This is a genomic window from Azospirillum sp. A23 (assembly GCF_042938965.1).
Classification (GTDB): Bacteria; Pseudomonadota; Alphaproteobacteria; order Azospirillales; family Azospirillaceae; genus Azospirillum; species Azospirillum melinis.
In genome coordinates, this window is the sequence record NZ_CP170663.1 from 1,226,939 (window position 1) to 1,253,581 (window position 26,643).

General features: G+C 68.3%; 23 protein-coding genes and 1 pseudogene. 18 read left to right on the forward strand and 6 right to left on the reverse strand.

Translation table 11 applies throughout. The annotated features are described in order from the left end of the window. From ABNQ40_RS05320 to ABNQ40_RS05340, 5 genes and pseudogenes are all read right to left on the reverse strand, one after another. Positions 1-824: pseudogene (locus ABNQ40_RS05320) on the reverse strand (ABC transporter permease). Next, the gene (locus ABNQ40_RS05325; RefSeq protein ID WP_391345727.1) at positions 821-1,603 is read right to left on the reverse strand and encodes an ABC transporter permease; all 783 of its coding nucleotides are present in this window, start codon (positions 1,601-1,603) and stop codon (positions 821-823) included. Before ABNQ40_RS05325 ends, ABNQ40_RS05320 begins: the two are co-directional and overlap by 4 nt. A 124-nt stretch (positions 1,604-1,727) precedes the next feature. After that, entirely contained in the window at positions 1,728-2,891 is a 1,164-nt protein-coding gene (locus tag ABNQ40_RS05330) for an extracellular solute-binding protein (RefSeq protein ID WP_109047472.1), read from the reverse strand. Between the two features lie 50 nt (positions 2,892-2,941). Beyond that, positions 2,942-4,066, reverse strand: a complete 1,125-nt coding sequence (locus tag ABNQ40_RS05335; protein ID WP_109047473.1) for an ABC transporter ATP-binding protein — start codon at positions 4,064-4,066, stop codon at positions 2,942-2,944. A 152-nt stretch (positions 4,067-4,218) separates the two neighbouring features. Next, positions 4,219-5,226, reverse strand: a complete 1,008-nt coding sequence (locus tag ABNQ40_RS05340; protein ID WP_109047474.1) for a LacI family DNA-binding transcriptional regulator — start codon at positions 5,224-5,226, stop codon at positions 4,219-4,221. Between the two features lie 92 nt (positions 5,227-5,318). Here ABNQ40_RS05340 and ABNQ40_RS05345 point away from each other — a divergent pair, with 92 nt between their 5' ends. The 13 genes from ABNQ40_RS05345 to ABNQ40_RS05405 all read left to right on the forward strand — a co-directional run bounded on the left by ABNQ40_RS05345 (position 5,319) and on the right by ABNQ40_RS05405 (position 19,332). After that, a complete protein-coding gene (locus ABNQ40_RS05345; RefSeq protein WP_282187147.1) occupies positions 5,319-5,450 on the forward strand; it encodes a hypothetical protein in 132 nt (43 codons plus the stop codon). Next, positions 5,447-5,653 carry an antitoxin Xre/MbcA/ParS toxin-binding domain-containing protein gene (locus ABNQ40_RS05350; RefSeq protein WP_109047475.1) on the forward strand — a complete coding sequence of 69 codons (207 nt, stop codon included), beginning with the start codon at positions 5,447-5,449 and terminating at the stop codon, positions 5,651-5,653. Before ABNQ40_RS05345 ends, ABNQ40_RS05350 begins: the two co-directional genes overlap by 4 nt. 105 nt (positions 5,654-5,758) lie before the next feature. Then, positions 5,759-6,433: a response regulator transcription factor gene (locus ABNQ40_RS05355; RefSeq protein WP_109047476.1), complete on the forward strand. Its 675-nt coding sequence runs from the start codon at positions 5,759-5,761 to the stop codon at positions 6,431-6,433. Next, entirely contained in the window at positions 6,423-8,954 is a 2,532-nt protein-coding gene (locus ABNQ40_RS05360; RefSeq protein WP_109047477.1) for a sensor histidine kinase N-terminal domain-containing protein, read from the forward strand. Before ABNQ40_RS05355 ends, ABNQ40_RS05360 begins: the two co-directional genes overlap by 11 nt. Positions 8,955-9,079: 125 nt before the next feature. Then, on the forward strand, positions 9,080-11,380 hold the full coding sequence (locus ABNQ40_RS05365; RefSeq protein ID WP_109047478.1) for an NADP-dependent malic enzyme: 2,301 nt from the start codon (positions 9,080-9,082) through the stop codon (positions 11,378-11,380). Positions 11,381-11,600: 220 nt separating this feature from the next. Next, positions 11,601-12,719: a [citrate (pro-3S)-lyase] ligase gene (gene citC, locus ABNQ40_RS05370; RefSeq protein WP_109047479.1), complete on the forward strand. Its 1,119-nt coding sequence runs from the start codon at positions 11,601-11,603 to the stop codon at positions 12,717-12,719. 59 nt (positions 12,720-12,778) lie between these two features. Then, positions 12,779-13,075 carry a citrate lyase acyl carrier protein gene (citD, locus tag ABNQ40_RS05375; protein ID WP_109047480.1) on the forward strand — a complete coding sequence of 99 codons (297 nt, stop codon included), beginning with the start codon at positions 12,779-12,781 and terminating at the stop codon, positions 13,073-13,075. Continuing rightward, positions 13,072-13,944 carry a citrate (pro-3S)-lyase subunit beta gene (gene citE / locus ABNQ40_RS05380; RefSeq protein ID WP_109047481.1) on the forward strand — a complete coding sequence of 291 codons (873 nt, stop codon included), beginning with the start codon at positions 13,072-13,074 and terminating at the stop codon, positions 13,942-13,944. Before citD ends, citE begins: the two co-directional genes overlap by 4 nt. 16 nt (positions 13,945-13,960) lie before the next feature. Beyond that, positions 13,961-15,463: a citrate lyase subunit alpha gene (gene citF, locus ABNQ40_RS05385; protein ID WP_109047482.1), complete on the forward strand. Its 1,503-nt coding sequence runs from the start codon at positions 13,961-13,963 to the stop codon at positions 15,461-15,463. Between the two features lie 5 nt (positions 15,464-15,468). Then, positions 15,469-16,020: a citrate lyase holo-[acyl-carrier protein] synthase gene (gene citX / locus ABNQ40_RS05390; RefSeq protein ID WP_247879490.1), complete on the forward strand. Its 552-nt coding sequence runs from the start codon at positions 15,469-15,471 to the stop codon at positions 16,018-16,020. Next, a complete protein-coding gene (gene citG / locus ABNQ40_RS05395) occupies positions 16,001-16,960 on the forward strand; it encodes a triphosphoribosyl-dephospho-CoA synthase CitG (RefSeq protein WP_109047483.1) in 960 nt (319 codons plus the stop codon). The genes citX and citG overlap by 20 nt, the downstream gene beginning before the upstream one ends. A 44-nt stretch (positions 16,961-17,004) precedes the next feature. Beyond that, the gene (locus ABNQ40_RS05400; RefSeq protein ID WP_109047484.1) at positions 17,005-17,598 is read left to right on the forward strand and encodes an alpha/beta hydrolase; all 594 of its coding nucleotides are present in this window, start codon (positions 17,005-17,007) and stop codon (positions 17,596-17,598) included. 372 nt (positions 17,599-17,970) lie between these two features. Then, on the forward strand, positions 17,971-19,332 hold the full coding sequence (locus ABNQ40_RS05405; RefSeq protein WP_109047485.1) for a 2-hydroxycarboxylate transporter family protein: 1,362 nt from the start codon (positions 17,971-17,973) through the stop codon (positions 19,330-19,332). Positions 19,333-19,525: 193 nt separating this feature from the next. Here ABNQ40_RS05405 and ABNQ40_RS05410 read toward each other — a convergent pair whose 3' ends face one another. After that, positions 19,526-20,953 (reverse strand): sigma-54-dependent Fis family transcriptional regulator, encoded by a 1,428-nt coding sequence (locus ABNQ40_RS05410; RefSeq protein ID WP_109047486.1) that lies wholly within the window; start codon positions 20,951-20,953, stop codon positions 19,526-19,528. A gap of 297 nt (positions 20,954-21,250) precedes the next feature. Here ABNQ40_RS05410 and ABNQ40_RS05415 point away from each other — a divergent pair, with 297 nt between their 5' ends. The 5 genes from ABNQ40_RS05415 to ABNQ40_RS05435 all read left to right on the forward strand — a co-directional run bounded on the left by ABNQ40_RS05415 (position 21,251) and on the right by ABNQ40_RS05435 (position 26,356). Then, on the forward strand, positions 21,251-22,162 hold the full coding sequence (locus ABNQ40_RS05415; protein ID WP_109047487.1) for a 3-hydroxyacyl-CoA dehydrogenase family protein: 912 nt from the start codon (positions 21,251-21,253) through the stop codon (positions 22,160-22,162). Positions 22,163-22,224: 62 nt separating this feature from the next. Next, positions 22,225-23,163 carry a 3-keto-5-aminohexanoate cleavage protein gene (locus ABNQ40_RS05420; RefSeq protein ID WP_109047488.1) on the forward strand — a complete coding sequence of 313 codons (939 nt, stop codon included), beginning with the start codon at positions 22,225-22,227 and terminating at the stop codon, positions 23,161-23,163. Positions 23,164-23,195: 32 nt separating this feature from the next. After that, a complete protein-coding gene (locus ABNQ40_RS05425; protein WP_109047489.1) occupies positions 23,196-23,990 on the forward strand; it encodes a 3-hydroxybutyrate dehydrogenase in 795 nt (264 codons plus the stop codon). 86 nt (positions 23,991-24,076) lie between these two features. After that, a complete protein-coding gene (locus tag ABNQ40_RS05430) occupies positions 24,077-25,291 on the forward strand; it encodes an ABC transporter substrate-binding protein (protein WP_109047490.1) in 1,215 nt (404 codons plus the stop codon). Positions 25,292-25,492: 201 nt separating this feature from the next. After that, entirely contained in the window at positions 25,493-26,356 is an 864-nt protein-coding gene (locus ABNQ40_RS05435; RefSeq protein WP_109047491.1) for a tellurite resistance TerB family protein, read from the forward strand. The last annotated feature ends 287 nt before the right edge of the window (positions 26,357-26,643 follow it).

The following is a 26,643-nucleotide window of genomic DNA, read 5'->3' on the forward strand; positions in this document are numbered from 1 at the left end:
TCAATGTCCGACTTTGGCCAGCACGTCGGCCTTGAGGAAACGTTCGATCACCAGCATGAAGCCCACCGAGGGAACCAGCAGGATCAGGGCGGTGATGGCGGCGATCTGGAAATTGCCACCCATGCCGGCGTTGAACATGAGCAGCGGCAGGGTGGAGATGTCGGGCACCCCGACGAAATAGGTGCCGGTGAACTCGTCCAGCGATTCCAGGAAGACGAAGATGGAGCTTGCCATCACCCCCGGTGCCGCCAGCGGCAGGGTGATGCCGAAGAAGGTCCGCAGGGGACCGGCGCCCATGTCGCGCGCTGCCTCCTCCAGCGAGCGGTCGACGGCGCCGAAGGCGGCGGCGGTGATCCAGACGGAGAAGACCAGCCCATGGACGTGTGGACGAGAACCACCCCGGCCACCGTGCCGTTCAGTCCCAGCGTGTAGAAGATGCGCGCCACGTTGATGTAGACGGCGACGCTGGGAAAGGCCTGCGGCAGCAGGAAGGCCAGCAGGATCGCACCCCGCCAGGGCAGCCGCAGCCGGGCCAGCGCATAGCCGGCGGGAACCGAGACGGCGAGGCAGGCCGCCACCGTCAGCAGAGCGATGGTGACGCTGGTCGCCAGCGACGCCATCGCGTTGGAGCGCGGGGCGAACACCCGTTCCCAGAAGGAGAAGCCGTATTGCAGGGGCAGGGTGTGGGGGAAGTACCATTTCTCCGCCACCGCCCACAGGCCGAGATTGGTCAGCGGCCCGAAGATGACGAAGGCCAGCAGCCCAAGGGCCAGCCCGCGCGGAATCCAGGCGAGGGCCCGCGCCGGTGCAAGAGTGGTGATCATCGCGCACCGCCCTGGCGCACGCCGTGCCGCAGGTAGAACCAGCCGACCAGGCCGGCCATGGCGTAGGAGACGAAGCCGAGAGCGTTGGCGACACCGTAATCGCCGTGGGCGTTGATGCGATAGGCCATGTCCACCGTGATCATCGTCGGGCTGTTGGGGTTGATCATCATCGGCACCGACATCACCGACAGCATGGTCACGAAGCTGAGGATCAGCCCGACGACCAGCGTCGGCCTGACCTGGGGAACGACGATCTCGCCCAGGATGCGCAGCCGCCCGGCGCCGAGATCGCGTGCCGCCTCGATGGTCGAGCGGTCGAGCGAGGCCATGGCGCCCGCCACCATCAGCGCCACGAAGGGCGTCTGCTTCCAGACGAAGGTCACCACCACGCCGCGCCAGTCGAGCAGGCTCGCCGCCTGCAACGGCTCGATGATGCCGCCGCCGATCAGCAGGTTGTTCATCAAGCCGTTCTTGGCGAGGAAGGAGCGCATCATCTGGGCGGCGACGATGAAGGGGATGAACAGCGGCCAGCGGTAGAGCCAGCGCAGCAGGGTCACCGCCAGCCGGTTCTCGCCGAGAGTCAGATAGCCGCCGATGGCCACCGACAGCACGGCCACCAGCGCCGAGGACAGCAGCACGATGGCCAGCGTGAAGGCCATGTCGAGGCTGTACAGCTCGAATGCCTTCACGACGTTCGCCAGCGTCCAGCCGCCGTCACGGCCCTGGAAGGCGCTGACCGCCGACAGGCCGAGCGGATAGAGGAAGAACAGCGCCACCATCGCCAGCGCCGGCAGGACCAGAAGCACGCCCCACAGCCAGTCGGGACCAGTCCTGGCGGCGGGCAGGGCGGGGGCGCCGTCTCCCCCGCACGAGCGGGGGAGGGCAGCGGGACGGCCGGCCGCCTCAGTTGGCAACGGTGCGCTCATAGGCTTCCATGATGTCGGTGAAATAGCCCGACAGCGGGAAGGGCTTGCCCTTGCTCGCCAGCTCGTCCGGCTTCACGTCGGTGAACAGCTTGGCCCAGGTCTGGGCATCCAGCTTCGGCTGCACGTAGGTGGCGTCGATGCCCGGATACCAGTTGAAGCGCTTGACGATGCCGTCGGCCTGCACCTCGGGGCTGGTCGCCAATTCGATGAACCTGCGGGCGGCGTCCTGGTTGGCGGCCTTGGCCGGGACCGCGTAGTACATCGGCTGGCCGGGCATGCCCGGACCGATCAGCTGGAGCTTCATCGCCGGGTTGAGGCGGCCGTCGGCCTGCCAGCTGTAGAACATGTCGACCCACACCGGCCCCATGGCGATCTCGCCGCGGTTCAGCATGTCGAGCGTGCCGGCATTGCCGGGGGTCAGCGTGACGCTCCTGTTGAACTCCCTCAACCCGGACAGCGCCTTTTCGATCGCCGGCTTCATCGCGGCGTCGTAGGGGCCCTTCTCCAGCCGGGAGGCATCGCCGATGTTGGCGGCGGCCCAGCCGGTGACGAAGCCGACGCCGGACATGCCGCCCTTGATGCCGTTGTAGCCGAAGGACTTCGGGTTGGCCTTCACCCATTCCGCCAGCTCGGCGTAGGTCTTCGGCGGCGCCTTCACTAGGTCCGGGTTGTAGGCCAGCGCGATCTGGCTGTGGAACATCGGCAGGACATAGCCGGTGACGTCGGTGCCGAGCGCGTTGCGTGCGCTGTCGCGGCTGGCGAGCGTGCCGGTCTTCACATCGCCGACATAAGCCGACAGCATCTTCTCCTGCACCATCTGGCCGGCCATCTTCTGGTGGATGACGGCGACGTCGACGTCCCACCTGGCGGCACCGGCGGCGGCCTCGGCGCTCAGCTTCTCGTAGATCTTCTGCGATCCGCCATCGCCCGGCCCGGTGCCGGCGGCGCGCACCTTGACGCCCGGATTCTGCGCCTCGAACTTCGGCGCCAGATACTCGTTGACGTAATCGACCATGTTCTGGTCGCCGGCGGTGAGCACGGTCAGCACCGTCTCGGCCTTCAGCGGTGCGGCGGAAAGACCGGCGGCGAGCGCCAGACCGGCGGCCCCGGCGAGCAGCGTCCTCAGCGTCGTGAGCGTCATGGAAAAATCCCCCTTCTTTCCTGATGGTGGACCGGATGGTTGAGATCGCCTCAGGCCGTTCCCGCCGCCTCCTGGCGGAGCGGGAAGCAATGCAGGGCCGAAGGCGGGATGACGATGGCGACGGCGTCGCCGACCGTGCGTCGGTCGTCGTCGTCGACCAGGAAGACCGTGCCGCCGACCGCGACGCCGTAGCGCCAGCGGCCGCCGGGATAGGCGGCCTGCGTGATGCGGCCGCGCAGGACCAGCGCGTCGGGCGGAACCTGTCCGGCCGCTGCCAGCCGTACGGACTCGGTGCGGAAATGCGCGGCGACCGGGCCGCTGCCCGGCATCTCGACCTGTGCGCCGCCCTGTTCGCCACCCTGCACGCCATCGCCGCCGAGCGGCAGGCTGACGGCGTCGTGGTCCGGGCCGGCGGCGATCTCCAGCGTCCGCTCCGTCCGTGTCGCCTGCAAGGGCACCACATTGTCCGCGCCGAGGAAGCTGGCGACGAAGGCGCTGGCCGGACGGCGGTAGATTTCTTCCGGCGTGCCGATCTGGGCGATGCTGCCGGCATTCAGGATGACGATGCGGTCGGCCATCACCATGGCCTCTTCGCGGTCATGCGTCACATGGACCGCGGTGATGCCGAGCCGCTGTTGCAGCGCGCGGATTTCGTGGCGCAGTTCGAGCCGGATGCGGGCGTCCAGGTTGGACAGCGGCTCGTCCAGCAGCAGGATGTCGGGATTGACCGCCAGCGCCCGGCCGAGCGCTACGCGCTGGCGCTGGCCGCCCGACAGCTGGGTGACGTTGCGGTCGGCCAGCCCGTCGAGCTTCAGCAGCCGCAGCATCTCGGCCACCCGCTCGGCGATGCGCGGGCGGGGCCAGCGGCGCAGCTTCAGGCCGTAGCCGATGTTCTGGGCGGTGGTCATGTGCGGCCACAGCGCATAGGACTGGAAGACCATCGCGGTGTCGCGGCGCTCCGGCGGGGCATTGGTCACGTCGCGCCCGGCGATGGCGATGCGCCCGCCGTCCATCGGCACGAAGCCCGACACCGCCCGCAGCAGCGTGGTCTTGCCGCAGCCCGACGATCCCAGCAGCGCCACGAATTCGCCGGGGCGGACATGCAGGCTGACGCCGTTCAGCACGCGCGAGTCGCCATAGGCGACGGTCAGATTCTCGACATGCAATTCCGCCATCGCCGCAGACTTCCCGCATTTCCCGAAGTGGTCAGCGTCGTTGCATGCGTATGCAAAGCCGCTGACGCAGGGTTTAGGCGGGAAGCGTGAAGCCAGAATGATGGAATTGTGATGCTTTGGTGAATGCGGCGGAGTGTGGCGTCAAAGCCGAGTCAAAGGCGCGCCGATCCACGCCTGACCAGCAGCGGGGGCGGGCGGTGCAGGACCGGCGGGGCGTCGGGGTCCGCCAGCCGGCGTTCCAGCATGTCGAGCAGGGTCGCCACGATGTCCTCGACCGGATTGCGGATCGTGGTCAGGGAGAAGCTCGGCCAGCCGGCCATCGGCACATCGTCGAACCCGACGATGGACAGGTCGTCCGGCACCCGAAGGCCGAGCGCGGTGCGGGCGGCGTCGAGCGCGCCGAAGGCCATGGCGTCGTTGCCGCAGAACAGGGCGTCCGGACGGTCCGGACCGGCCAGCAGCCGCAGGGCCTCGCGATGGCCGCTGTCGTAGGTGTAGTCGCCCTCTCCCACGGCGGCCAGCGGCAGACCAAGCTCCGCCAAGGCCGCGCGGAAGGCGCTGCCGCGTTCCTGTTCGGAAAAGGCGGTGGGGCGTCCGCCGAGATAGGCGATGCGGCGGTGGCCGGCCGCGACCAGAGCCTGCGCCACCAGACGGGCGCCGAGCGGATTGTCGCAGCAGATGCTGTCCACCCCGTCCGCCTCGACCGCCCGGCCGTAGAGAAGCAAGGGGACGCCGAGCGCCATCAGGCCGCGGATCGCCGCCGGAGAGACGCTGCCGGCCGTCACCACCACCGCATCCACCTGATAGTCGAGAGCGGCCATCGCCGTGCCGTCCAGCGCATCCGCCGGGTCACCGCGCACCAGCAGCGGCTGTTTGCCGCGCGAGGCCAGGCCGCGGGTGAGCGTTTCGAACAGATAGGGCTGGAACGGCCCGTCCAGATCGCCCATGACGACGCCGATCAGGTTGGTGCGCCGGGTCGTCAGGCTGCGCGCGATGGCGTTCGGGCGGTAGGACAGCTGCCGTGCCGCCTCCAGCACGCGGCTGCGCGTCTCGGCCGAAACGCTGGCCCCCTCGGTAAAGCACCGTGACACGGCGGACTGCGATACCCCCGCCAGCCGCGCCACATCCACTGCGGTCGCCCGCCTCCGCTCCCCCGCCACTGTTCCTCCGGCCGCTCGGTCGCGGGGCGAGTGTAAGGGCTTCGCGGCCGGGGTGCCAGACCGCCTTTGCCCAAGCCGCCGACACTGGGGACATGGACATGATCGGCGACAGGTCTTTGACAGCTGCGGTCTTTACCATGGTGTCCGGCACGATGTCCGTGGGCCGGATGCACCGGCGAACGATCCGGCAGTCGGCCTTTTCCGAAGTCGAGGTGGTCTTATGATTGGGGTCAATGCCATGGTGGATGGCGGTCTGGTATTCGATCGGGCCGTCGAGGTTCTCGGCACGGCCGAGCGCGCGGCGGAGTGGATGGGCTGCAAGGAAAGCCTGCTCGGGGCCAAGCCCGGCGAACTGGTGGAGACCGGCGACGGGACGGCGCGGGTGCTGCATTGCCTGCGCAGGATCGAACTGGGCCAGCCTGTCTGAAGCGGCGCCGGGCACCGGTGATCCGCGCCTTTTGATGGTGTCGCGAGGAGCGGTTCCCCCGCGGACGCAGCGGCACGGCCGGTTCTGTCGACGGAGGCTGGTAACATGCGCATATTGGTGGTCGAGGACACCGAGGATCTCGCCGACGCGATCATCCAGCGCCTGCGCAAGCATGGCTATGCCATCGATTGGGCCGCCGACGGCTATCAGGCGGAGGAGCTGCTGGCGGGCGAGACCTATCAGCTCGTCATCCTCGACCTGATGCTGCCCGGCCCGGACGGGCAGACGCTGCTGCGCCAGCTGCGCCGCAAGGGCGACCAGACGCCGGTCCTGGTGGTCACCGCCCGGTCGCGCGTCGACACCAAGGTCGATGCGCTCGACCTCGGCGCCGACGATTACGTCGTCAAGCCCTTCGATTTCCGCGAGCTGGAGGCGCGCTGCCGCGCCCTGCTGCGCCGCCATCACGGCATCGCCGCCTCCGAACAGGTCTTCGGCAACATGGTCTTCGACACCGCCACCAAGAAGGTGACGGTCGAGGCCCAGGCGGTGGATCTCAGCGCGCGGGAGTTCCGCCTGCTGGAGCTGTTCCTGTCGAACCTGAACCGGGTGATGGCCAAGGACACGCTGATCGACCGGCTGTGCAGCCTCGACCAGCCGGTGGCGCCCAACGCCATCGAGCTGTACGTCTCCCGTCTCCGCCGCAAGCTGGAGCGCGCGTCGGTCGTGATCCGCACTGTGCATGGCCAGGGCTATGTCGCGGAACGGCAAGATGCCCCCTGACGGCCGGACCGCGGGGTCGCTGCAACGGCGGCTGATGGTGCGGCTGGTGCTTGTGCTGGCGCTGGTCGCCGGCTGCCTGTTCCTGCTGATCCGCAGCGATGCGCGGCGCGCCGCCGACGGCGCCTACGATCAGCTTCTCCTCGCCTCCGCGCTCGCCATCGCCGATGCCGTGCGGGTGGAGGAGGGGGCCGTGGTGGTCGATCTTCCCTATTCCTCGCTCGGCATCCTCGCCATGGCGCAGCGCGACCGCGCCTTCTACAAGGTGCTGGACACCGACGGCAGCCCGGTCATCGGCTATCGCGACCTGCCCGGCGCCGTGCGGCAGGACGACGTCGCCAGCTTCACCGACACCGTCTATCGCGGGGAGCCGGTGCGCGTCGTCGCCCTGGGCCATCTGATCGTCCAGGCGCGGCGGACCAACTGGGTGACCATCGTCGTCGCCCAGACGCGGGAGGAGCGCGACACGCTGGCCCGCGGGTTCTTCCTGAACTCCTTCCTGCCGGTGATGCTGATGATGCTGGTCAGCATCGGGCTGGTGTGGTTCGGCGTGCGGCAGGCGCTGGCGCCGCTGGGGTTTCTGGAGCGGCTGATCCATGCCCGCCGGCCCAACGATTTCAGCGCCATCGAGGTGTCGGCCCCGGCGGAGGTGCGCCAGCTTCTGGGCGCTATCAACATTCTGATGGCGCGGCTGCACGGCAATCTGGAATCGACCAAGACCTTCCTGGCCGACATGGCGCACCAGATCCGGACGCCGCTGGCGGCACTCCGCTCGCAGTCGGAACTGGCGTCGGAGGAGACCGATCCCGCCCGGCTCCAGCGCATCGTCGGCCGCATCCACCGCAACGCCGTCGAGGCGAGCGAACTGACGACCCAGCTGCTCAGCCATGCCATGGTCGTCCACCGCAGCGAGGCGCTGCACCCCGATTTCGTCGATCTGACGGTGCTGGCCCGGCAGGTGGTGCAGCGGGCCGCCGCCATCGCCGAGGACACCACTCTGCGCGTCGAGCAGGAGGGCGAGGACAACATCGCCGTCTGCGGCGACGGGGTGATCCTGCGCGAGGCGCTGGTCAACCTCGTGGACAATGCCATCAAATATGGCGGCGACGCCGGCGCGGTGGTGGTCCGGCTGTGCCCCGCCAACGGCGAGCGCGGCCCGGCGGTCGAGGTCGCCGACCGCGGCCCCGGCGTGCCCGATGACGAGAAGCCCAAGGTGTTGAGCCGGTTCGGCCGCGGCAGCTCGGCGGCGGGGACGGTGGGCAGCGGGCTGGGGCTCGCCATCGTCGCGGCGGTCGCCGACGGCCATGGCGCGTCCTTCTCGCTGATCGACCGCCCCGGCGGCGGGCTGATCGCCCGCATGGCGTTCCCGCTCGACCATCGCTGCCAGTCCTGTCGGACAGGTGAAGGGGCGGACGGCCCGGCGGGGCATGGCGGCACGGGGCAAACCGCGGGAAAGGCGCAGCGCTGCTGGCTGCCGTCGCTGATCCTGCTGCTGTCGATCCTGCTGTTCTGGCCGGGGGAGAGTTTCGCCAAGCGCACCCTCTATGCGGCGGAGGGGGCCGGCACCGCGACGCTCGTCATCGCCTCCACCACCGACCGGCCGGTGATGGAGGGGCTGATCCAGGATTTCCAGCACCGCCATCCCGGCATCGCCATCCAGTATGACGAGATGACGGCGGTCGAGCTTTACGACGGCATCGTCAATCCCGGCGAACGGCTGCCCGATCTGGTCATCAGCTCCTCGGCCGATCTGCAGGTGAAGCTGGTCAATGACGGCTACATGCAGCGCCATCTCTCGCCGGCAACCGCAGCCTTGCCGCGCTGGGCCAACTGGCGGGACGAGGCGTTCAGCTTCGCCCAGGAACCGGCGGTCATCGTCTACAACCGCGACCGGGTGCCGGAGGCCGACGTGCCGCGCACCCGCGACGACCTGATCCGCCTGATCCGCGAGAAGGACGTCTACGATGGCCGCATCGTCACCTACGACATCGCCCAGAGCGGCATCGGCTTCCTGCTCGCCACCCAGGATTCGGTGCTGAACAGCCAGTTCTGGCAGCTGGTGGACGCCATGGCCGACCGGCACATGGACCAGCGCTGCTGCACCGGCGAGATGCTGGACCAGATCGAGCGCGGCGAGCGGCTGATCGGCTACAATCTGCTGGGATCCTACGCGCGGGCACGGCAGCTGGCGGGGGCGCCCATCGGCATCGTGCTGCCCAGCGACTACACGCTGGTCACCTCGCGCGTCGCCTCCATCCCCAAGGGGGCGGCGCTCGCCGGGCTGGGCGGGCTGTTCATCGATTATCTGCTGTCGCAGGAGGGGCAGACCCAGATCGCCAACAGGACGCCTTTCTACGCCATCTCGCCCAGTGTGGAGGGGCCCTTCTCGGCGGCGCATCTGCTGGCCGAGCTGAACGGTCCGCTCCAGCACACCACGCTGAACCCCGGCCTTCTCGTCTTTCTCGACGACAGCAAGCGCGCCCGCTTCCTGCGACAATGGCGCATGATGACCAACAGGTACTGACAGGCTTCTGACAGATATCGCGCCTATAACCCCAAGACTTCGTCAAAAAGCGGACAGGCAAGCCGCAGAAATGCCGCCTTCGGCATCGACATGCGTCCGCGAGACAATCAATATTGGGGAATGCCATGTCGGGCGATCTGAAGGAGCGCGCACTCGATTACCATCGCCTCGGGAAACCGGGCAAGCTGGCGATCGTACCCACCAAGCCGATGATGACGCAGCGCGATCTGGCGCTGGCCTATTCGCCGGGTGTGGCCTTCGCCTGCACCGACATCGTCGCCGATCCGGCCAACGCGGCGGAGGTGACGGCGCGCGGCAATCTGGTGGCGGTGATCTCCAACGGCACCGCGGTGCTGGGGCTGGGCGACATCGGGCCGCTGGCCGCCAAGCCGGTGATGGAGGGCAAGGCCGTCCTGTTCAAGAAGTTCGCGGACATCGACGTCTTCGACATCGAGCTGGACGAGAAGGACGTCGATGCGCTGGTCGACACCATCGCCCGGCTGGAGCCGACCTTCGGCGCCATCAACCTTGAGGACATCGGCGCCCCCGCCTGCTTCGAGGTCGAGCGCCGGCTGAAGGAGCGGATGAGGATCCCGGTCTTCCACGACGACCAGCATGGCACCGCCATCGTCGTCGCCGCGGCCGTCTACAACGCCTTGCAGGTGGTCGGCAAGCGCATCGGCGATGTGCGCATCGTCTCCACCGGCGGCGGGGCGGCGGGCATCGCCTGCCTCGATCTGCTGGTCGGCATGGGGGTGAAGCGCGCCAACATCATCCTGGCCGACCGCGAGGGCGTGGTCTATCAGGGCCGCAATGCCGGCATGAACCCCTACAAGGACCGCTACGCCACCGCAGGCGCCGTGCGCAGCCTGGACGAGGCGATGGTCGGCGCCGACATCTTCCTCGGCCTGTCGGGGCCGGGCGTGCTGACCGGTGCCATGGTGAAGACGATGGCGGCCAAGCCGCTGATCCTGGCGCTGGCCAACCCCGATCCGGAGATCACCCCGGAGGAGGCGCGCGCCGCCCGCCCCGACGCCATCATCGCCACCGGCCGCTCCGACTATCCCAATCAGGTCAACAACGTCCTGTGCTTCCCCTTCATCTTCCGCGGCGCGCTGGATGTCGGGGCGACCACCATCAACGAGGCGATGAAGATCGCCTGCGTCAAGGCCATCGCCGACATGGCGCGCATCGAGGCCTCCGACGTGGTGGCCGCCGCCTACACCGGCGAGCAGCTGCGCTTCGGTCCCGACTATATCCTGCCCAAGCCCTTCGACCCGCGCCTGATCGTCGATGTGGCGTCCGCCGTCGCCGAGGCGGCGATGGAGAGCGGCGTCGCCACCCGGCCGATTGCCGACCTGCGCGCCTACCGCGAGCGTCTGGGCCAGTATGTCTTCCGTTCCGGCCTCGTGATGAAGCCGGTGTTCCACAAGGCGGCCCAGGCGCCCAAGCGCGTCGTCTATGCCGAGGGCGAGGACGAGCGCGTCCTGCGCGCCGCCCAGGTGGCGGTGGACGAGGGCATCGCCCGGCCGATCCTGCTCGGCCGTGACGAGGTGGTGGCGCGGCGGATCGAACAGCTCGGCCTGCGGCTGGTTCCCGGCCGCGACGTCACGGTGGTCGATCCGGTGCGCGACCCGCGCTGTCACGAGTATGCCGACGTCTACCGGCAGGCGATGGGCCGGCGCGGCGTGTCGCCGACTTTCGCCGCCACCATGGTGCGGGCCGACGCCACCGTCTTCGCCAGCCTGATGGTGCGGCGCGGGGCGGCCGACGCCATGGTCTGCGGCACCGCCGGGCGCTATGCCGAGCATCACCGCCATGTCCGCGACCTGCTGGGCCGCCGCGGCGACGCGCCGGTCTCCGCGGCGATGACGCTGCTGATCCTGGGCAAGGGCACTTATTTCCTGACCGACACCCACGTCAACCCCGACCCGAGCGCCGGGGAGATCGCCGAGATCGCCGTGCTGGCGGCGGAGAAGGTCCGTCATTTCGGCATCGAGCCGAAGGTGGCGCTGCTGTCCCACTCCAACTTCGGCAGTTCGGACTCGCCGTCGGCGCAGAAGATGCGGGCGGCCTGCGACCTGCTGCGCCGTCGGGCGCCGGAGCTGGAGGCCGATGGCGAGATGCAGGCGGGGGCAGCGCTGTGCGAGGCGGTGCGCGACGCGGCCCTGCCCAACGGCCGGCTGCGCGGACAGGCCAACCTGCTGGTGATGCCGACGCTGGACGCCGCCAACATCGCCTTGGAGATGCTGAGGGTACTGAGCGACGGCCTGTCGGTCGGCCCGATCCTGCTCGGCGTCAGCGCCCCGGCGCACATCGTGACGCCGGAGATCACCACCCGCGGCATCGTCAACGTCACCGCACTGGCCGTCGTCGACGCCCAGATCGACACCACCCCGGTTCCGCTGCGGCAAGCGGCTGAATAAGGGCGGCAGTTTTGCGGACCGGTGGTGATGCCAGTCCGCGAACCCGCGACAAAATGGACCAACAGGGGAACCGGGCCTGACAGCGATTTGACAGAAGTCCGGTCCACACTGGGTTCCATCGGACGCCGCGGAGGCGTCATTACCGGCGCGGGGGAAGGGAGTGCCCAACCCAAAAAAGCCGCGACCACCCTGTCGGAAGCTCCAGAAGGAGCATGAATCCGTGACTGACGAACTCGACTTCTACGCCGTCGATCCGGCGACCAGCGCCAGGGAGCGCCGGGACATCAGAGCGCTCTTGGGCCGCTGTGGCCTGGATTACGAGGAGCACATCCAGGTCTTCGTGGTCTGCCGCGACGCCGGCCGGCTGGTGGCCTGCGCCGGGCTGGAAAGCAACATCGTCAAATGCTGCGCCATCGACCCGGATCTGCGCGGCGGGTCGCTGAGCCTGACCCTGCTGAGCGAGGTGGTCCATCTCGCCTACGAGCGCGGCCATTCGCACCTGTTCCTCTACACCCGGCCGGAAAACGTCTCCTTCTTCCAGGGCTGCGGCTTCTATGCGCTGGCGGAGGTGCCGGGCTACGTCACGCTGATGGAGAACACGCCGGTCGGCATCCGCGCCTATTGCGACCGGCTGCGCGCCCAGCGTCCGCCGGGCCTGCGGCCGGATGCCAGGATCGGCGGCGTCGTCATCAACGCCAATCCCTTCACGCTGGGCCACCAGTATCTGGTGAGGCTGGCGGCGGCGCAGTGCGACTGGCTGCACCTGTTCGTGGTCAGCGAGGACGTTTCCTTCGTCTCCTACCGCGACCGCTATGCGCTGGTCGAGCAGGGGGTGCGCGGGATCGAGCGGCTGACCCTGCACCACGGCTCGCAATACATGGTCTCGCGCGCCACCTTCCCCGACTATTTCTTCAAGGAGAAGGGGGTGGTCGGCGATTGCTGCACGGCGATCGACCTGCTGCTGTTCCGCAACCACATCGCGCCTGCGCTCGGCATCACCCACCGCTTCGTCGGCACCGAGCCCTTCTGCGAAACGACGCGCAAATACAACGCCGACATGAAGTTCTGGCTGCAAGGGGCCGGCAGCACGGCCCCGGCGGTGACGGTGATCGAAGAGGCGCGCACCCGGTCGGGCGGCACGCCGATCTCGGCGTCGGAGGTGCGGCGCCTTCTGCGCAGCCGCGACCTCGACCGCATCCGCGCCCTGGTGCCGGCGCCGACCTTCGAGCTGCTGCGCGAGAAATACCTGTCGAAAATCCTGCCGTTCGCGCCCGACCCGCTGGGTCATGGCAGCGAGCCCGACGCGCCGGCGCGCCGGGCCGTGGCGGCCGGCATCTGAACCGGCCCGGCGGCGCGACGCTTGGTGCGCCCGCCGCCGGGTCCTCTGGAGTGGGACCGATGAAGATCGTCAAGGAGGCCCTGGCGGGCACGCTCGAATCGAGCGACCTGCTGGTCAAGGTATCGCCCGGCCCGGGCGCCGGGCTGGAAGTCGTCATCAGCAGCGAGGTCATGCAGCAGTTCGGTCTCCAGATCGACCGCGTCGTGCGCGACACGCTGTTCCGGCTCGGCGTCACCGCCGGGCTGGTGGTGGTCGAGGACAAGGGCGCGCTCGACTGCGCCATCCAGGCCCGCGTCCAGACGGCGGTGATGCGCGGGGCCGAGGCCCAAACCATCGACTGGAGTGCGCTGTCATGAAGCTCCGCCGCAGCATGCTTTTCCTGCCCGGCGCCAACGCCGCGATGCTCAGCACCGCGTTCGTCTACAAGCCGGATTCGATCATGTTCGACCTGGAGGACGCGGTCTCGCTGCGCGAGAAGGATTCCGCCCGCCTGCTGGTCTTCCATGCCCTGCAACTGCCGGTCTACCGCGAGACCGAGACGGTGGTGCGCATCAACCCGCTCAACACGCCCTTCGGTCATCTCGACCTGGAGGCGGCGGTGCGGGCCGGCGTCGATGTCGTCCGCCTGCCCAAAACCGACTGCGCCGAGGATGTCGAACTGCTGGAGCGCGAGGTCGAGCGCATCGAGCGCGCCTGCGGCCGGGAAATCGGCTCGACCAGGCTGATGGCGGCCATCGAGAGCGCCAGCGGCGTCATCAACGCGCTGTCCATCGCCAAGGCGTCGCCGCGGCTGATCGGCATCGCGCTGGCCGGCTTCGACTATGTCATGGACATGCAGACCGAGCGCGGCGACGGCACCGAGCTGTTCTATGCCCGCTGCGCCGTGCTGCATGCCGCCCGTGCCGCGAAGATCGACGCCTTCGACGTGGTGTGGTCCGACCTGAACGACGAGGCCGGCTTCCTCAAGGAGGTCGACCTGATCAAGCGGCTGGGCTTCAACGGCAAGTCGCTGATCAACCCGCGCCAGATCGAGCTTCTGCACAACGCCTACGCCCCGACCGAGGAAGAGGTCGAGTATGCCGGCCGCGTCGTCGCCGCGGCGGCGGAGGGCGAGCGCAAGGGGCTCGGCGTCGTCTCGCTCAACGGAAAGATGATCGACGGTCCCGTCATCGACCACGCGCGCCGTGTGCTGCAGCGGGCCGAGGCGTCGGGAACCCGCAAGTGAACTGGAGTGCTCTGCCGTGACCGACCTCGCTTTCGACCTGCTGGACCGGCTGCCCCGCTTCGACGGGTTCGCCAGCCGGACCCCCCATCTGAAGGACCCGGAGCTGAAGCGCTCCCGCAAGGTCTGCCCGTCGCTGGAGGACGCCATCCGGCGGTCCGGCCTTAAGGACGGGATGACCATCTCCTTCCATCACGCCTTCCGCGAAGGCGACAAGACGATCAACACTGTGGTCGATCTGCTGGCCCGCCTGGGCTTCAGGGATCTGACGCTGGCGCCGTCCTCGCTGCTCAGCTGCAACGCGCCGCTGATCGAGCATATCCGCAACGGCGTCATCAGCCGCATCTACACCTCCGGCATGCGCGGCAAGCTGGCCGAGGCGATCAGCCACGGGCTGATGGCGCATCCCGTCAACATCCACTCCCACGGCGGGCGGGTGAAGCTGATCCAGGATGGCGAGCTCAAGATCGACGTCGCCTTCCTCGGCGTCTCGACCGCCGACTGCTTCGGCAACGCCAACGGCATCAGCGGGCGGTCGCGCTGCGGTTCGCTCGGCTATGCCAAGGTGGATGCCCGCCATGCCGGCACGGTGATCCTGCTGGCCGAGGAGATCGTGCCCTTCCCCAACGCGCCGGCCAGCCTGTCGCAGGACGAGGTCGATTATGTGGTGAAGGTCGATCAGATCGGCGACCCGTCGAAGATCAGCGTCGGCGCCGCCCGCATCACCACCAACCCGCGCGAGCTGTTGATCGCCCGGCTGTCGGCCGAGGTGATGGTGCATTCCGGCTATTTCGAGCAGGGCTTCTCGATGCAGACCGGCTCCGGCGCGTCGGCGACGGCGACGACCCGTTTCCTCGAAGGCTACATGCGCAAGAGGGGGATCACCGCCAGCTTCGCGCTGGGCGGCATCACCGGCGGCATCGTCGATCTGCACAGGAAGGGCCTGATCGAGCGGGTGATCGACACCCAGAGCTTCGACGGCGACGCGGCGGAATCGCTGCGGACCTCGCCCAACCACATCGAGATCTCGACCAACGAATATGCCAATGCCGGCTCCAAGGGCGCCTATGTCGACCAGATGGATCTGGTGATCCTGAGCGCCCTGGAGATCGACCTCGATTTCAACGTCAACGTCATCACCGGGTCGGACGGGGTGATGCGCGGGGCGTCGGGCGGGCATTCCGACGTGGCGGCGGCGGCCAACCTGTCCATCGTGGTGGCGCCGCTGATCCGCAGCCGCATCCCCACCGTGGTGCGCCGCTGCACCACGGTGGTGACGCCGGGCGAGTGCATCGGCGTGCTGGTGACCGACCACGGCATCGCCGTCAACCCGCGCCGGCCGGAGATCGCCCAGCGGCTGAAGGCCGCCGGCCTGCCGGTGATGACCATCGAGGCGTTGCAGCAGCGTGCCGACTCCCTGACCGGGGAGCCGCGGCCCATCGAGTTCCTCGACAAGGTGGTCGGGATCGTCCGCTACCGCGACGGCAGCGTGATCGACATCGTCCGGCAGGTGAAGGGCTGACCGTCATGGACGAGGTGGGCATGGACGAGGTGGGCATGGACGGGATAGCCGTCTCGCTGGCCGACATGCTGGAGGCGCGCGACCGCCGGGCAGAACGCCAGCAGGTGCTGTTCGCCCGCCATGGCCTGCCGCTGCTGTCGGTGACGCTGGTGACGCCGGGGCCGGTCAAGGTGACGGCGACCAGCCGTTTCGTGATGGAGACGGCGGCCGACGAGCTGGACCGGCTGTTCCGCCGCACCGGCTGGACGGTGCCGGCCCGTCTGCCGGTGCGGGAGCCGACCGGGCTGGAGGCGCTCTATGCCGTCGACACCGAGGCCCGCGTGCTGAAATGGGCGGCAGCGACCCTGGAGGACGACCATCCGCTGGGCCGGCTGTGGGATCTGGACGTGCTGTGTCCGATGCAGGGCGGCCTGTCGCGCAGCGCGCTGGGGCTGGGGCCGCGGCGCTGTCTGGTGTGCGGGGAGCCGGCCCATGGCTGCGCCCGCTCGCGCCGCCATCCGCTGGACGAGCTTCTGGCGGCCATCGAGGAGAGGGTGAATGCCTATCGCATCCATTGAAGACCGGCTCGGGGCTGTGGGGGAGCCGCTTGCGGCCCCTGGTCCCGGCGGGATGGAGGGCGCTCGCTCGCTCGGCAACCGGCTGGCCCGTCTGGCCCACCGCTCGCTGCTGCATGAGGTGTTGCTGACGCCGAAGCCGGGTCTGGTGGACCGCCGCAATTGCGGCTCTCACCGCGACATGGATCTGTCGAGCTTCCTGGCGTCGGCCCGCGCCATCGCCCCGTGGTTCCGCCGGTTCTTCGAGCGCGGGCTGGACGGCTGTGCCGTGCCGGCCGATCTGTTCCTGGCGGGGATCCGCGCCGACGGCATGGCCTGCGAGAGGGCCATGCTGCATGCCACCGGCGGGGTCAACACCCACAAGGGCAGCATCTTCGCCTTCGGCCTGCTCTGCGCCGCCGCCGGCCGGCTGGTGGGGCAGGGGCGGGCGCTGCGCCGCGAGCCGCTGTGCGCGGAGGTGGCGGCAATCTGCGCTGAGGTGGTCGGGGAACTGCGGCGGCCGGGGGAGGCCGGTACGGCGGGCGAGCATCTCTACCGCCGCCACGGCCTGACCGGAGCGCGCGGCGAGGCGGCCTCCGGCTTCGCCACCGTGCGAAACCATGCCCTGCCGGCCTTCGAGCGGCAGCGCCCCCACGGTTCGCGGACGGCGCTGCATGGGGCTCTGCTGGAACTGCTGGCCTTCAACGCGGACACCAATGTGGTGTCGCGCGGCGGACTGGCGGGGCTGGCCTTCCTCCAGGGCGAGGCGATGCGCCTGCGCCGGGACGGCGGGGTCGCGGCACCGGACTATCTGCGCCGGCTGGCGGCGCTGGACGACGAGGCGATCCGCCGCGACCTCAGCCCCGGCGGCAGCGCCGACCTGCTGGCGGTGACGTGGTTCCTGGCCCACCTGCCGGCGATTATGCCCCACCATGTGCCGTGCCGCCGGGCGCCGTGCCACTGACCGTTGCGGACAAGAAGGGGGCGGGCCGACGACCGCCGGGGCCGATGGAATTCGATCATATGCGCGAGGTGGATGCGGCCCTGATGGAAGCGTCGGCGCGCTACAGCTTCGTGCTGGTGCCGGGGCTCTATGACAGCGGCCCGGAACATTGGCAGAGCTTCTGGCAGGCCCGCCACCCCTTCTGGCTGCGCATCGCCCAGAGCAACTGGAACGTCCCCGACATCGACCGCTGGGTCGGCGCCGTCCGCCGTCTGCTCGGCCAGCGGGCGCGTCCGGCCATCCTGGTCGGGCACAGTTTCGGCGCGCTGGCCTCCTGCTGCGTGGCCGGCGACCGCAGCCACGACATCGCCGGGCTGATGCTGGTCGCGCCCGCCGAGCCCTCGCGTTTCGAGGCGGAGGAGCGGGTGCCTTCGCTGGCGCTGGGGGTGCCCGCCGTGGTGGTGGCGAGCCACAACGACCCGGTGATGCGCTTTCCGCGCGCCGTCCATTGGTCGGGCGTCTGGCAGGCCGATCTGGTGGATCTCGGCGAGGCCGGGCACATCAACGCCGAAGCCGGCTTCGGTCCCTGGCCCTACGGCCTCCGGATTCTGCATGCCCTGGTCGGCCATATCGAGGCCGCCCGCATCCAGGGCCAGTGAGTCGGGGCCAGTGAGTTTTTCAAAATTTTCTTCGGCCTTCCCTGCGCTGACAGGCTTCTGACAGTTCCAAATGATAGAAGAAATCATCGGGTGTTCAGAGGAATAAGTATCAGGAGATTGATGATTACGGAACCTATAGATGCGTTTCTTCTCGATTCAATATTGATATTCTGCGTTCATCGGTAAGAAAAACGGCATTTTTTGCCGTCCAATCGTCACGTTTTGTTTTTGGCGATTGAATCGCAGCGCTGCGAAACGCTCTGCGCCGATTGTTTCCAGCCATCCAGCCCAGGACCGGACCCGGCAGCGTCCCGTCCCGTCTTTGCCGACCGCTGCCGGAGCACAAACAAAACCGAATGTCCGGAGGACACCATGCCCAGTGAAGTCTCTCTTTCCTCCCTTGCCCTCGACGAGCCCGTCTCGTCCGCGTCCGCCGCCCGCCGGTCCTGGCGCGAGGTCTGGTGGGGGCTGCTCGACCAGCGTGTCGGCATCGTTCCGATCCCGGTGTTCGTGGTTCTGCTCGCGGTGTTCGCCGGGGCGGTCGCGACCGGATCGCTGACCCATGAGATCAACATGATGATCGCCGTGCTGGCGGTCTGCGGCTTCAGCTGCGGCGAGCTGGGCAAGCGTCTTCCGGTCTTCCGCCACATCGGCGCCGCGGCGATCTTCGCCACTTTCATCCCCTCGGCACTGGCCTATTATCAGGTGCTGCCGGCGCCGATGCTGAAGGCGGTGGTCGATTTCACCAAATTCACCAACTTCCTCTATCTGTTCATCGCCTGCATCATCGTCGGCAGCGTGCTCAGCATGAACCGCGACGCGCTGGTGAAGGGCTTCTTCAAGATCTTCGCGCCGCTCGCCAGCGGTGCCATCGCCGCCGCCTGCGTCGGCACGCTGGTCGGCAGCCTGCTCGGCCTCGATCCCAAGCACACCTTCTTCTTCATCGTCGTTCCGATCATGTCGGGCGGCGTCGGCGAGGGGGCCATTCCGCTGTCGATGGGCTATGCCGAGATCATGAACGGCAACCAGGGCGAGATCTTCGCGCAGGTGCTGCCGATGGTCATGCTAGGCAGCCTGATGGCGATCCTGATGTCGGGCCTGCTGAACTTCATCGGCAAGCGCATGCCGCAGCTGACCGGCAACGGCCAGCTCCAGCCCGGCGGTGCCGATTTCACCAGGACGACGGCCAGGAGCAGCGGCCCCGTCGATGCCAACACCGTCGCCGCGGCCGGGCTGTTCGCCGTCACCCTCTATCTGATGGGCGTCATGGCCCAGAAGATCGTCGGCCTGCCGGCCCCGGTGGCGATGCTGTTCATCGCCGTGCTGATCAAGGTGTTCCAGCTCGCTTCGCCGTCACTGGAGGCCGGCGCCGGCGTCGTCTACAAGTTCTTCCAGGTCGCGGTCACCTATCCGCTGCTGTTCGCCATGGGTGTCGCGGTGACGCCGTGGGACAAGCTGATGTCCGCCTTCACCATCCAGAACCTGATCATCATCTTCTGCACGGTGGCGACGCACATGAGCGTCGGCTTCATCGTCGGCCGCATGGTCAAGATGTACCCGATCGAAACCGCGATCATCAATTCCTGCAACTGCGGCCAGGGCGGCACCGGTGACGTCGCCATCCTGACGGCGGCCAACCGGATGCAGCTGATGCCCTTCGCCCAGGTCGCGACCCGGATCGGCGGCGCCATCACCGTCACCCTGTCGCTGATCGCGATGGCGAAGCTGATGTGACCGCCGCAAACGGCCGTCAGTCCACCGCCACCGGACGTCCCGCTTCATCAGGAGCGGGACGTTCGCCGTTTATAGCTCCGTGCGTTTAATATGAAACGCACGGAGCTATAGCTTTATGTTTGACGATCGGATTCACGCTTAAAATCGATTCCGATTTTACGCGATCCGATCTAAGGACACGAGGGCAACGGTCTCAGTCGTCCGGCTGCACCGGAATGCCGTGCTTGCGCAGCTTGGCATAGAGGTTGGTGCGCGACAGGCCGAGGCTGCGGGCGGCCTCCAGCTTGTTGCCCCGGCAGTCGGCAAGCGCCTCCAGGATCAGCGACCGTTCCAGATCGTCCATCGCGGCGGCCAGCGGGCGTCTTCCCTCCGCCGCGGCGGGGCGGTCGAGCGGAGCGTCCGGCAGGATGTCGGCGAAGTCGTCGGCAAGGATGCGGTCGCCTTCGGTGCGCACATAGACCTGTTCGATGACGTTGGCCAGTTCGCGGATGTTGCCGGGCCAGTCGTGGCGCCGCAGCACGTCGAGCGCCGACGGGGTGAGGTCGCGCATCGGCTGGTCGAGGCTGAGCGCGACCTTTTCCGAAAACAGCGAGGCGAGGATCTCCAGATCGTCCCTGCGGTCGCGCAGTGCCGGCAGCTGGATCGGGAAGACGTTCAGCCGGTAATAGAGGTCCGGCCGGAAGGCGCCGCTGCGCACCATCTCGGCCAGCGGCCGACTGGTCGCCGCTATGATGCGGACATCGACCTTGACCACCTGGTTGGAGCCCAGCGGCTCGACCTCGCGTTCCTGCAGGGCGCGCAGCAGCTTGGCCTGCAACGGCAGCGGCATATCGCCGATCTCGTCGAGGAACAGCGTGCCGCCGTCGGCCAGCTGGAACTTGCCGGGGCGCGGCTGGCGGCCGGCGCCGGTATAGGCGCCGGGGGCGACGCCGAAGAACTCCGCCTCCAGCAGGTTTTCGGGGATGGCGGCGGTGTTGACGCCGACGAAGGGGCGGTGGGCGCGGTCGGAGCAGGCATGGATCGACTGCGCCACCAGCTCCTTGCCGGTGCCGGTCTCGCCCAGCAGCAGCACCGCCGAATTGATCTGGCCGGCCCGGCGCACCAGCCGCTTGACCTGAAGCATCGCCGGGCTGAAGCCGATCAGGTTCTCGACCGTGTATTTCGACGCCCGGCTGGCCGCCAGCTCCTGCTCGACCCTGGTCAGCCGGGATTGCAGCTTGTTGAAGCGGTCGGCGATGGGCCGCAGATAGGTCAGGCTGTTCTTCAGGGCGAAGGCGAGGGCGCCGATGACCTCGCCGTGCTCGTCGCGCAGCGGCAGGCGGCTGACCAGCAGCGTGTGTTCGCCATAGCGCATGATGTCGAGCGGCATCGACCGGCCGGTTTCCACCACCTCGCGCATCCGGCTGTGCGGGATGACCCGCTCCACCGGCTGGCCGATGGCGTCCGCCCGCGACTGGAGCCCCAGTTGCGCCATCAGCTTTTCAGTGAACCAGACATGCTTGTCGTTCGACCAGACGATGCGGGCGTCGCAGTCGACCAGCAGGGCGCCGTCGATCATCTCGTCGACCATCGCCATCAACGCGCACGCCGCAGCGAACTGTTCGCTTCGATCCGTTGGCATTCCCAGCCCTCCCTGGCGCAGACTGTCAATATTACGCACAGTATCTGTCAGAAAAATGAACACGATGGAAGGGCTGATTTCCTGGGAAACCGGGGATCCTGGCGGGCCGGACTGTACGCGCTCGCAAACACCGGGCCGGCATGCTTGAGCAGGCTTTCAACAAAATCCTGACTTAACAGGCGCTTGGCTCCCTGGCACAACCATTGCTTACCAAGCATTCCAAACAGCGTCCATGTCGAACAATCAGGGCAACGCTCAATGGGCGCCGGTCAAGCGGGACGGGGGAATGCACAGACCATGACACACCAGCGCATCGCCATCATCGGTGCCGGGATGATGGGGCAGGGGATCGCGCAGGCGTTCGCCGCCGCCGGCCATCGCGTCGAGATTCAGGAACCCGATGCCGTTCGCCGGGCCGGCATCCTCGACCGCATCCGCCGGACCCTTGGCGATCTCGGTCAGGACACCGCCATCGTCGACCGTATCCGGCCGCACGAGACGCTGGGGGAGGCTGTCGCCGCCGCCGACATCGTCATCGAGGCGGTGCCGGAGGATCTCGGCCTCAAGCAGCGCATCCTGGCGGCGGCGGAAGCGGCGGCTCCACCCCATGCGCTCCTCGCCAGCAACACGTCGGTCATCCCGATCACCCGGATCATGGAACCGCTGCGCGACCGCACCCGCGCGCTCGGCACCCATTGGTGGAACCCGGCCCATCTGATTCCGCTGGTCGAGGTGGTGCGGACGCGCGACACCGCCGACGCGGCGGTCGCCGCGATGACCGGCCTTTTAAGGTCCATCGGCAAGCTGCCGGTGGAGGTCCGCAAGGATGTTCCCGGCTTCATCGGCAACCGCCTGCAGCATGCGCTGTGGCGCGAGGCCATCGCGCTGGTTCAGGACGGCGTGTGCGACGCCGAGACGGTCGACACCGTGGTCAAGGCCAGCTTCGGCCGGCGGCTCGCCGTGCTGGGGCCGCTGGAGAATGCCGATCTGGTCGGCACCGACCTGACGCTGGCGGTCCACGGCCATGTCCTGCCCGACCTCGACCGCACGCCGGGCCCGCAGCCCCTTCTCAGCGAACTGGTCGCCTCCGGGCGGCTCGGCATGAAGACAGGCGCCGGTTTCCGGGTCTGGAGCGAGGGGCAGCGGGAGGAGGTCGCCGCCCGTCTCGCCGCCCATCTCCAGCGCCTGGACCTCCCCGAACGCGGATAGCCGCCACGCCAAACCCGAACCGTCCGGGCCTTCCCGCCCGGACCAGCACAGGAGGGCCTTGCATGGCCGTATCGAAGAAGAAGGTCATCATCAGCTGCGCGCTGACCGGATCGATCCACACCCCCACCATGTCGGACGCCCTGCCGGTCACGCCGGACGAGATCGTCGAACAGGGCGTCGGCGCGGCGGAGGCCGGGGCGGCGATTCTGCATCTGCACGCCCGCGATCCCCGCACCGGCCAGCCGACGCCCGACCCGGCGGTGTTCATGGAGTTTCTGCCGCGGCTGAAACAGTCCACCGACGCGGTGCTGAACATCACCACCGGCGGCTCGCTCAACATGACGGTGCAGGAACGCCTCGCCGCCCCGCTGCTGGCCAAGCCGGAGATGTGCTCGCTCAACATGGGGTCGATGAATTTCGGCATCTTCCCGCTGGCCGACCGCTACAAGAACTGGAAGCACGATTGGGAGGAGCCCTATCTGCGCAGCACCGACGACTTCATCTTCCGCAACACCTTCCGCGACATCGCCTATATCCTCGAACATCTCGGCGAGGGCTGCGGCACCCGCTTCGAGTTCGAGTGCTACGATGTCGGGCATCTCTACAATCTCGCGCATTTCCTCGACCGCGGGCTGGTGAAGACGCCGCTCTTCATCCAGACCATCTTCGGAATCCTCGGCGGCATCGGGGCGGAGGAACGCAACCTCGTCTTCATGCGCGAGACCGCCGACCGCCTGTTCGGCAAGGATTACGAATGGTCGGTGCTGGCCGCCGGCCGCCACCAGATCCCCTTCACCACCATAGCCGCGGTGATGGGCGGCAATGTCCGCGTCGGGCTGGAGGACAGCCTCTATCTCGCCAAGGGCCGGCTGGCCCGCAACAGCGCCGAGCAGGTGGCGAAGATCCGCCGCATCCTGGAGGAGCTGTCGCTGGAGGTCGCCACCCCGGAAGAGGCGCGCGCCATGCTCGACCTCAAGGGCGCCGATCAGGTGGCGTTCTGACGCACAATCATCCGACCGAGGAACGAAGAAACATGCAGAACAGAATCGCTGCCGCCAGAATCGCCGTCGTCACCGGGTCCACCAGCGGCATCGGGCTGGCGACGGTGCGGGAGCTTGCCGGCCGCGGCTGCGACGTGATGGTCAACGGCTTTGGCGACCGGGCGGAGATCGACCGCAACTGTGCCGAGATCGCCGAGCGGACCGGCCGCCGGATCGTCTATTCCGCCGCCGACCTCAGCCGACCGGAGGAGGTGCGCGCCATGATGGCCGACGCCGCCGACCGGCTGGGACCGGTCGACATCCTGGTGAACAATGCCGGTGTCCAGCATGTCGCGGCACTGGACGAGTTCCCCGACGACAAGTGGGACCTGCTGCTGGCGGTCAACCTCAGCGCCGCCTTCCACGCCATCAAGGCGGCGGTGCCGTCGATGCGGGAGCGGGGCTGGGGGCGCATCGTCAACACCGCCTCGGTGCTGGGCATGGTCGGCGCGCCGCACAAGCCGGCCTATGTCGCCGCCAAGCATGGCATCATCGGCCTGACCAAGTCGGTGTCGATCGAGCTGGCGCCCCACGGCATCACCTGCAACGCGATCTGCCCCGGAACCGTGCTGACCCCGATCATCGAGCGCCAGATCGCCCAGCAGGCGCAGGTCACCGGCCTGCCGGAGGATCAGGTGCTGCGGGCGGTGTTCCTGGAAAGGATGCCGACCGGCCGGCTGATCGCGCCTGAGGAGGTCGCGTCCGCCATCGCCTTCCTGTGTTCCGACGCCGCGGGGTCGATCACCGGAGCGGCCCTTCCCGTCGATGGCGGCTATACCACCCATTGATCTTTGCCTCCCGGCCGTCCAGCCGGGACGGGTGTCCCAAACAGCAAAACCAAAACACCAAAAACCGTCCAATTGGGGAGCGAACCATGCGTAAACCGCTTGTTGCCGGGCTTCTCGCCGGCACCGCCCTGGCCGTCCTGGCATCCGGCGCCGCCCAGGCCCAGATGTCCGACAACGTCATCAAGATCGGCATGCTGTCCGACCGCTCCGGCATCTACGCCGACATCAACGGCGAGGGATCGGCGGTGGCGGCCCGGATGGCGGCCGAGGAATTCGGCAATGCCGTGAACGGCACGAAGATCGAGATCATCGTCGGCGACCACCAGAACAAGGCGGACATCGCCGCCAACCTGGCCCGCCAGTGGATCGACACCGAGAAGGTCGATGTCGTCGCCGACGTGCCGAACTCCGCCGCCGCGCTGGCGGTGCAGGCGATCACGCGGGACAAGAAGCGGCTGTTCCTGATGTCCGGCCCCGGCTCGACCGACCTGACCGGCAAGGAATGCAGCCCCTACGGCTTCCAATGGACCTGGGACAACCACGCCGTGGCTTCCGCCACCGCCCGCGCGCTGGTCGAGCAGGGCCGCAAGAGCTGGTTCTTCATCACCGCCGACTACGCCTTCGGCCATTCGCTGGAAGCCGAGGCGGCCAGCACGGTCAAGCAGCTGGGCGGCACCATCAAGGGCAGCGTGCGCCATCCGCTGGGGGCGTCCGACTTCTCCTCCTACCTGTTGCAGGCGCAGGCATCGGGGGCCGAGGTGGTCGCCTTCGCCAATGCCGGCGGCGACACCATCAACGGCGTCAAGCAGGCGGCCGAGTTCGGCATTCCCCAGGGCGGCCAGACGCTGGCCGGGCTGCTGCTGAACATCAACGACATCCAGGCGCTCGGGCTGGAGACCTCGCAGGGGCTGATGCTGGCGAACTCCTTCTACTGGGACATGACCGAGGAAACCCGCGGCTGGTCGAAAAAGTTCGAGGAGCGGACCGGCCGCAAGCCGTCGATGAACCAGGCCGGCGTCTATTCGTCGGTCCGCCATTACCTGAAGGCGGTGCAGGAACTGGGCACCGACGATCCCGACAAGGTGGCGGCCAAGATGCGTGCTATGCCGGTCACCGACATGATGATGAAGGAGGTGAAGATTGCCGCCAACGGCCGCGTCTTCGACGACATGTATCTGGCGCAGGTGAAGACGCCGGCAGAGTCGAAATACGCCTGGGACTACTTCAAGATCCTGAAGACCGTTCCCGGCGCGCAGGCCTACATCGACCCGAAGGACAGCGGCTGTCCGCTCGTCAAGTGACGCCCAGTCCGTGATGTCCAGTCTGTGATACCGGGGGCCGTCCGAGCGGCGGCCCCCGGCCTTCCCGCCGCTCTTGCCCCGCCGCTCTTGCGGGTGATGCCGGTTTCAATGACCTGGACCGTCCCCATCTCTACGGCTCCCGGTCGCGGCTCCCGTCCGCAGCCGGGGCCTGTCATCCGCTGCCGGTAGGGGAAGGGAACGATGAGCAACCTGAGCAAAGTCCTCGGCGTCATCCTGGCCAACGGGCTGGCCGGCCGAACCGGCCGGGGACCGGCCTTCGCCGCCGCCATGCCCCTGCTCCTCGGCAAGAAGGGCAAAAAGAAGATGAAGGGCTATTACGGCCACGGCCATGGCATGCCCCATGTCCCGGCCGCCGGTTCGGGGTTGCTGCAGAAGGCCGGCCTCGCCTCGCTCGCCTATCTTGCCTACCGGGCTTATCAGGACGGCAAGGCGCCCGCCACCTCCGGCCATCCGCCGTCTGGACCGGCTCCAACCTCGGCTCCGGCAGCGGGTGGACCGCTGGAAGGGCTTCTCGACCGGCTCGGCCTTGGCGGTGTGGCCGGCGGGGGAGCGATTGCCGGTTCCGGAGGCGGTGCGCTCGGCAGCGTGCTGGGCGGTGTGCTTGGAGGGGCCGGCGCGGCCGGTGTCGCCGGCGGTTCGGGCGGCGGTTTGGGCGACCGTCTGGCCGGGGTGCTGCGTAGCGGCCAGCCGGAACCCGATCTCGGCGACGCCAAGGCGCTGCTGCTGATCCGCGCCATGATCGCGGCGGCCAACGCCGACGGCCACATCTCGCCCGACGAGCAGCGGCGCATCCTCGACAGCCTCGACGCCGCCCAGGCCGAGCCGGAGGACCGGCGCATCGTCGAGGCCGAACTGCGGTCCCCGCGGCCGCTGGACCAGATCGTCCGCGACGTCCGCGATCCCGAGACGGCCGAGCAGGTCTATCTCGCGTCCGAACTGGCGGTGCGCGGCGGCAGCGAGGTCGACCGCCAGTATCTGGCCTATCTCGCCTCCCGCCTCGGCCTGACCGAAGCCCGCCGCCGCGAACTGGACTCCATGGTCTGACCAGATGGGGTCTGACCAGATGGGGTCTGACCGGCCCCGTGCGGCGCCCGCCCGGCGCCGCAGTCCGGCCACAGGAGCAGGCCAAAGTTTTTTGCCATCCGATGCAGAAAGTTCTTGCGCGGTCCGGGTTGGGCCGCATATAAGACGCCTCCCGACGCGAACGACGCCGGCGCCGCCGAAACGGCAGCGACCGACCCGCGAACGGGAAGCCCGACAAACCGGCGCTTGACAGTCGAACCCCACAGGTTCGGCGGGGCAGCGGTTTCTGCATCGGGCGGGCTCTTTGG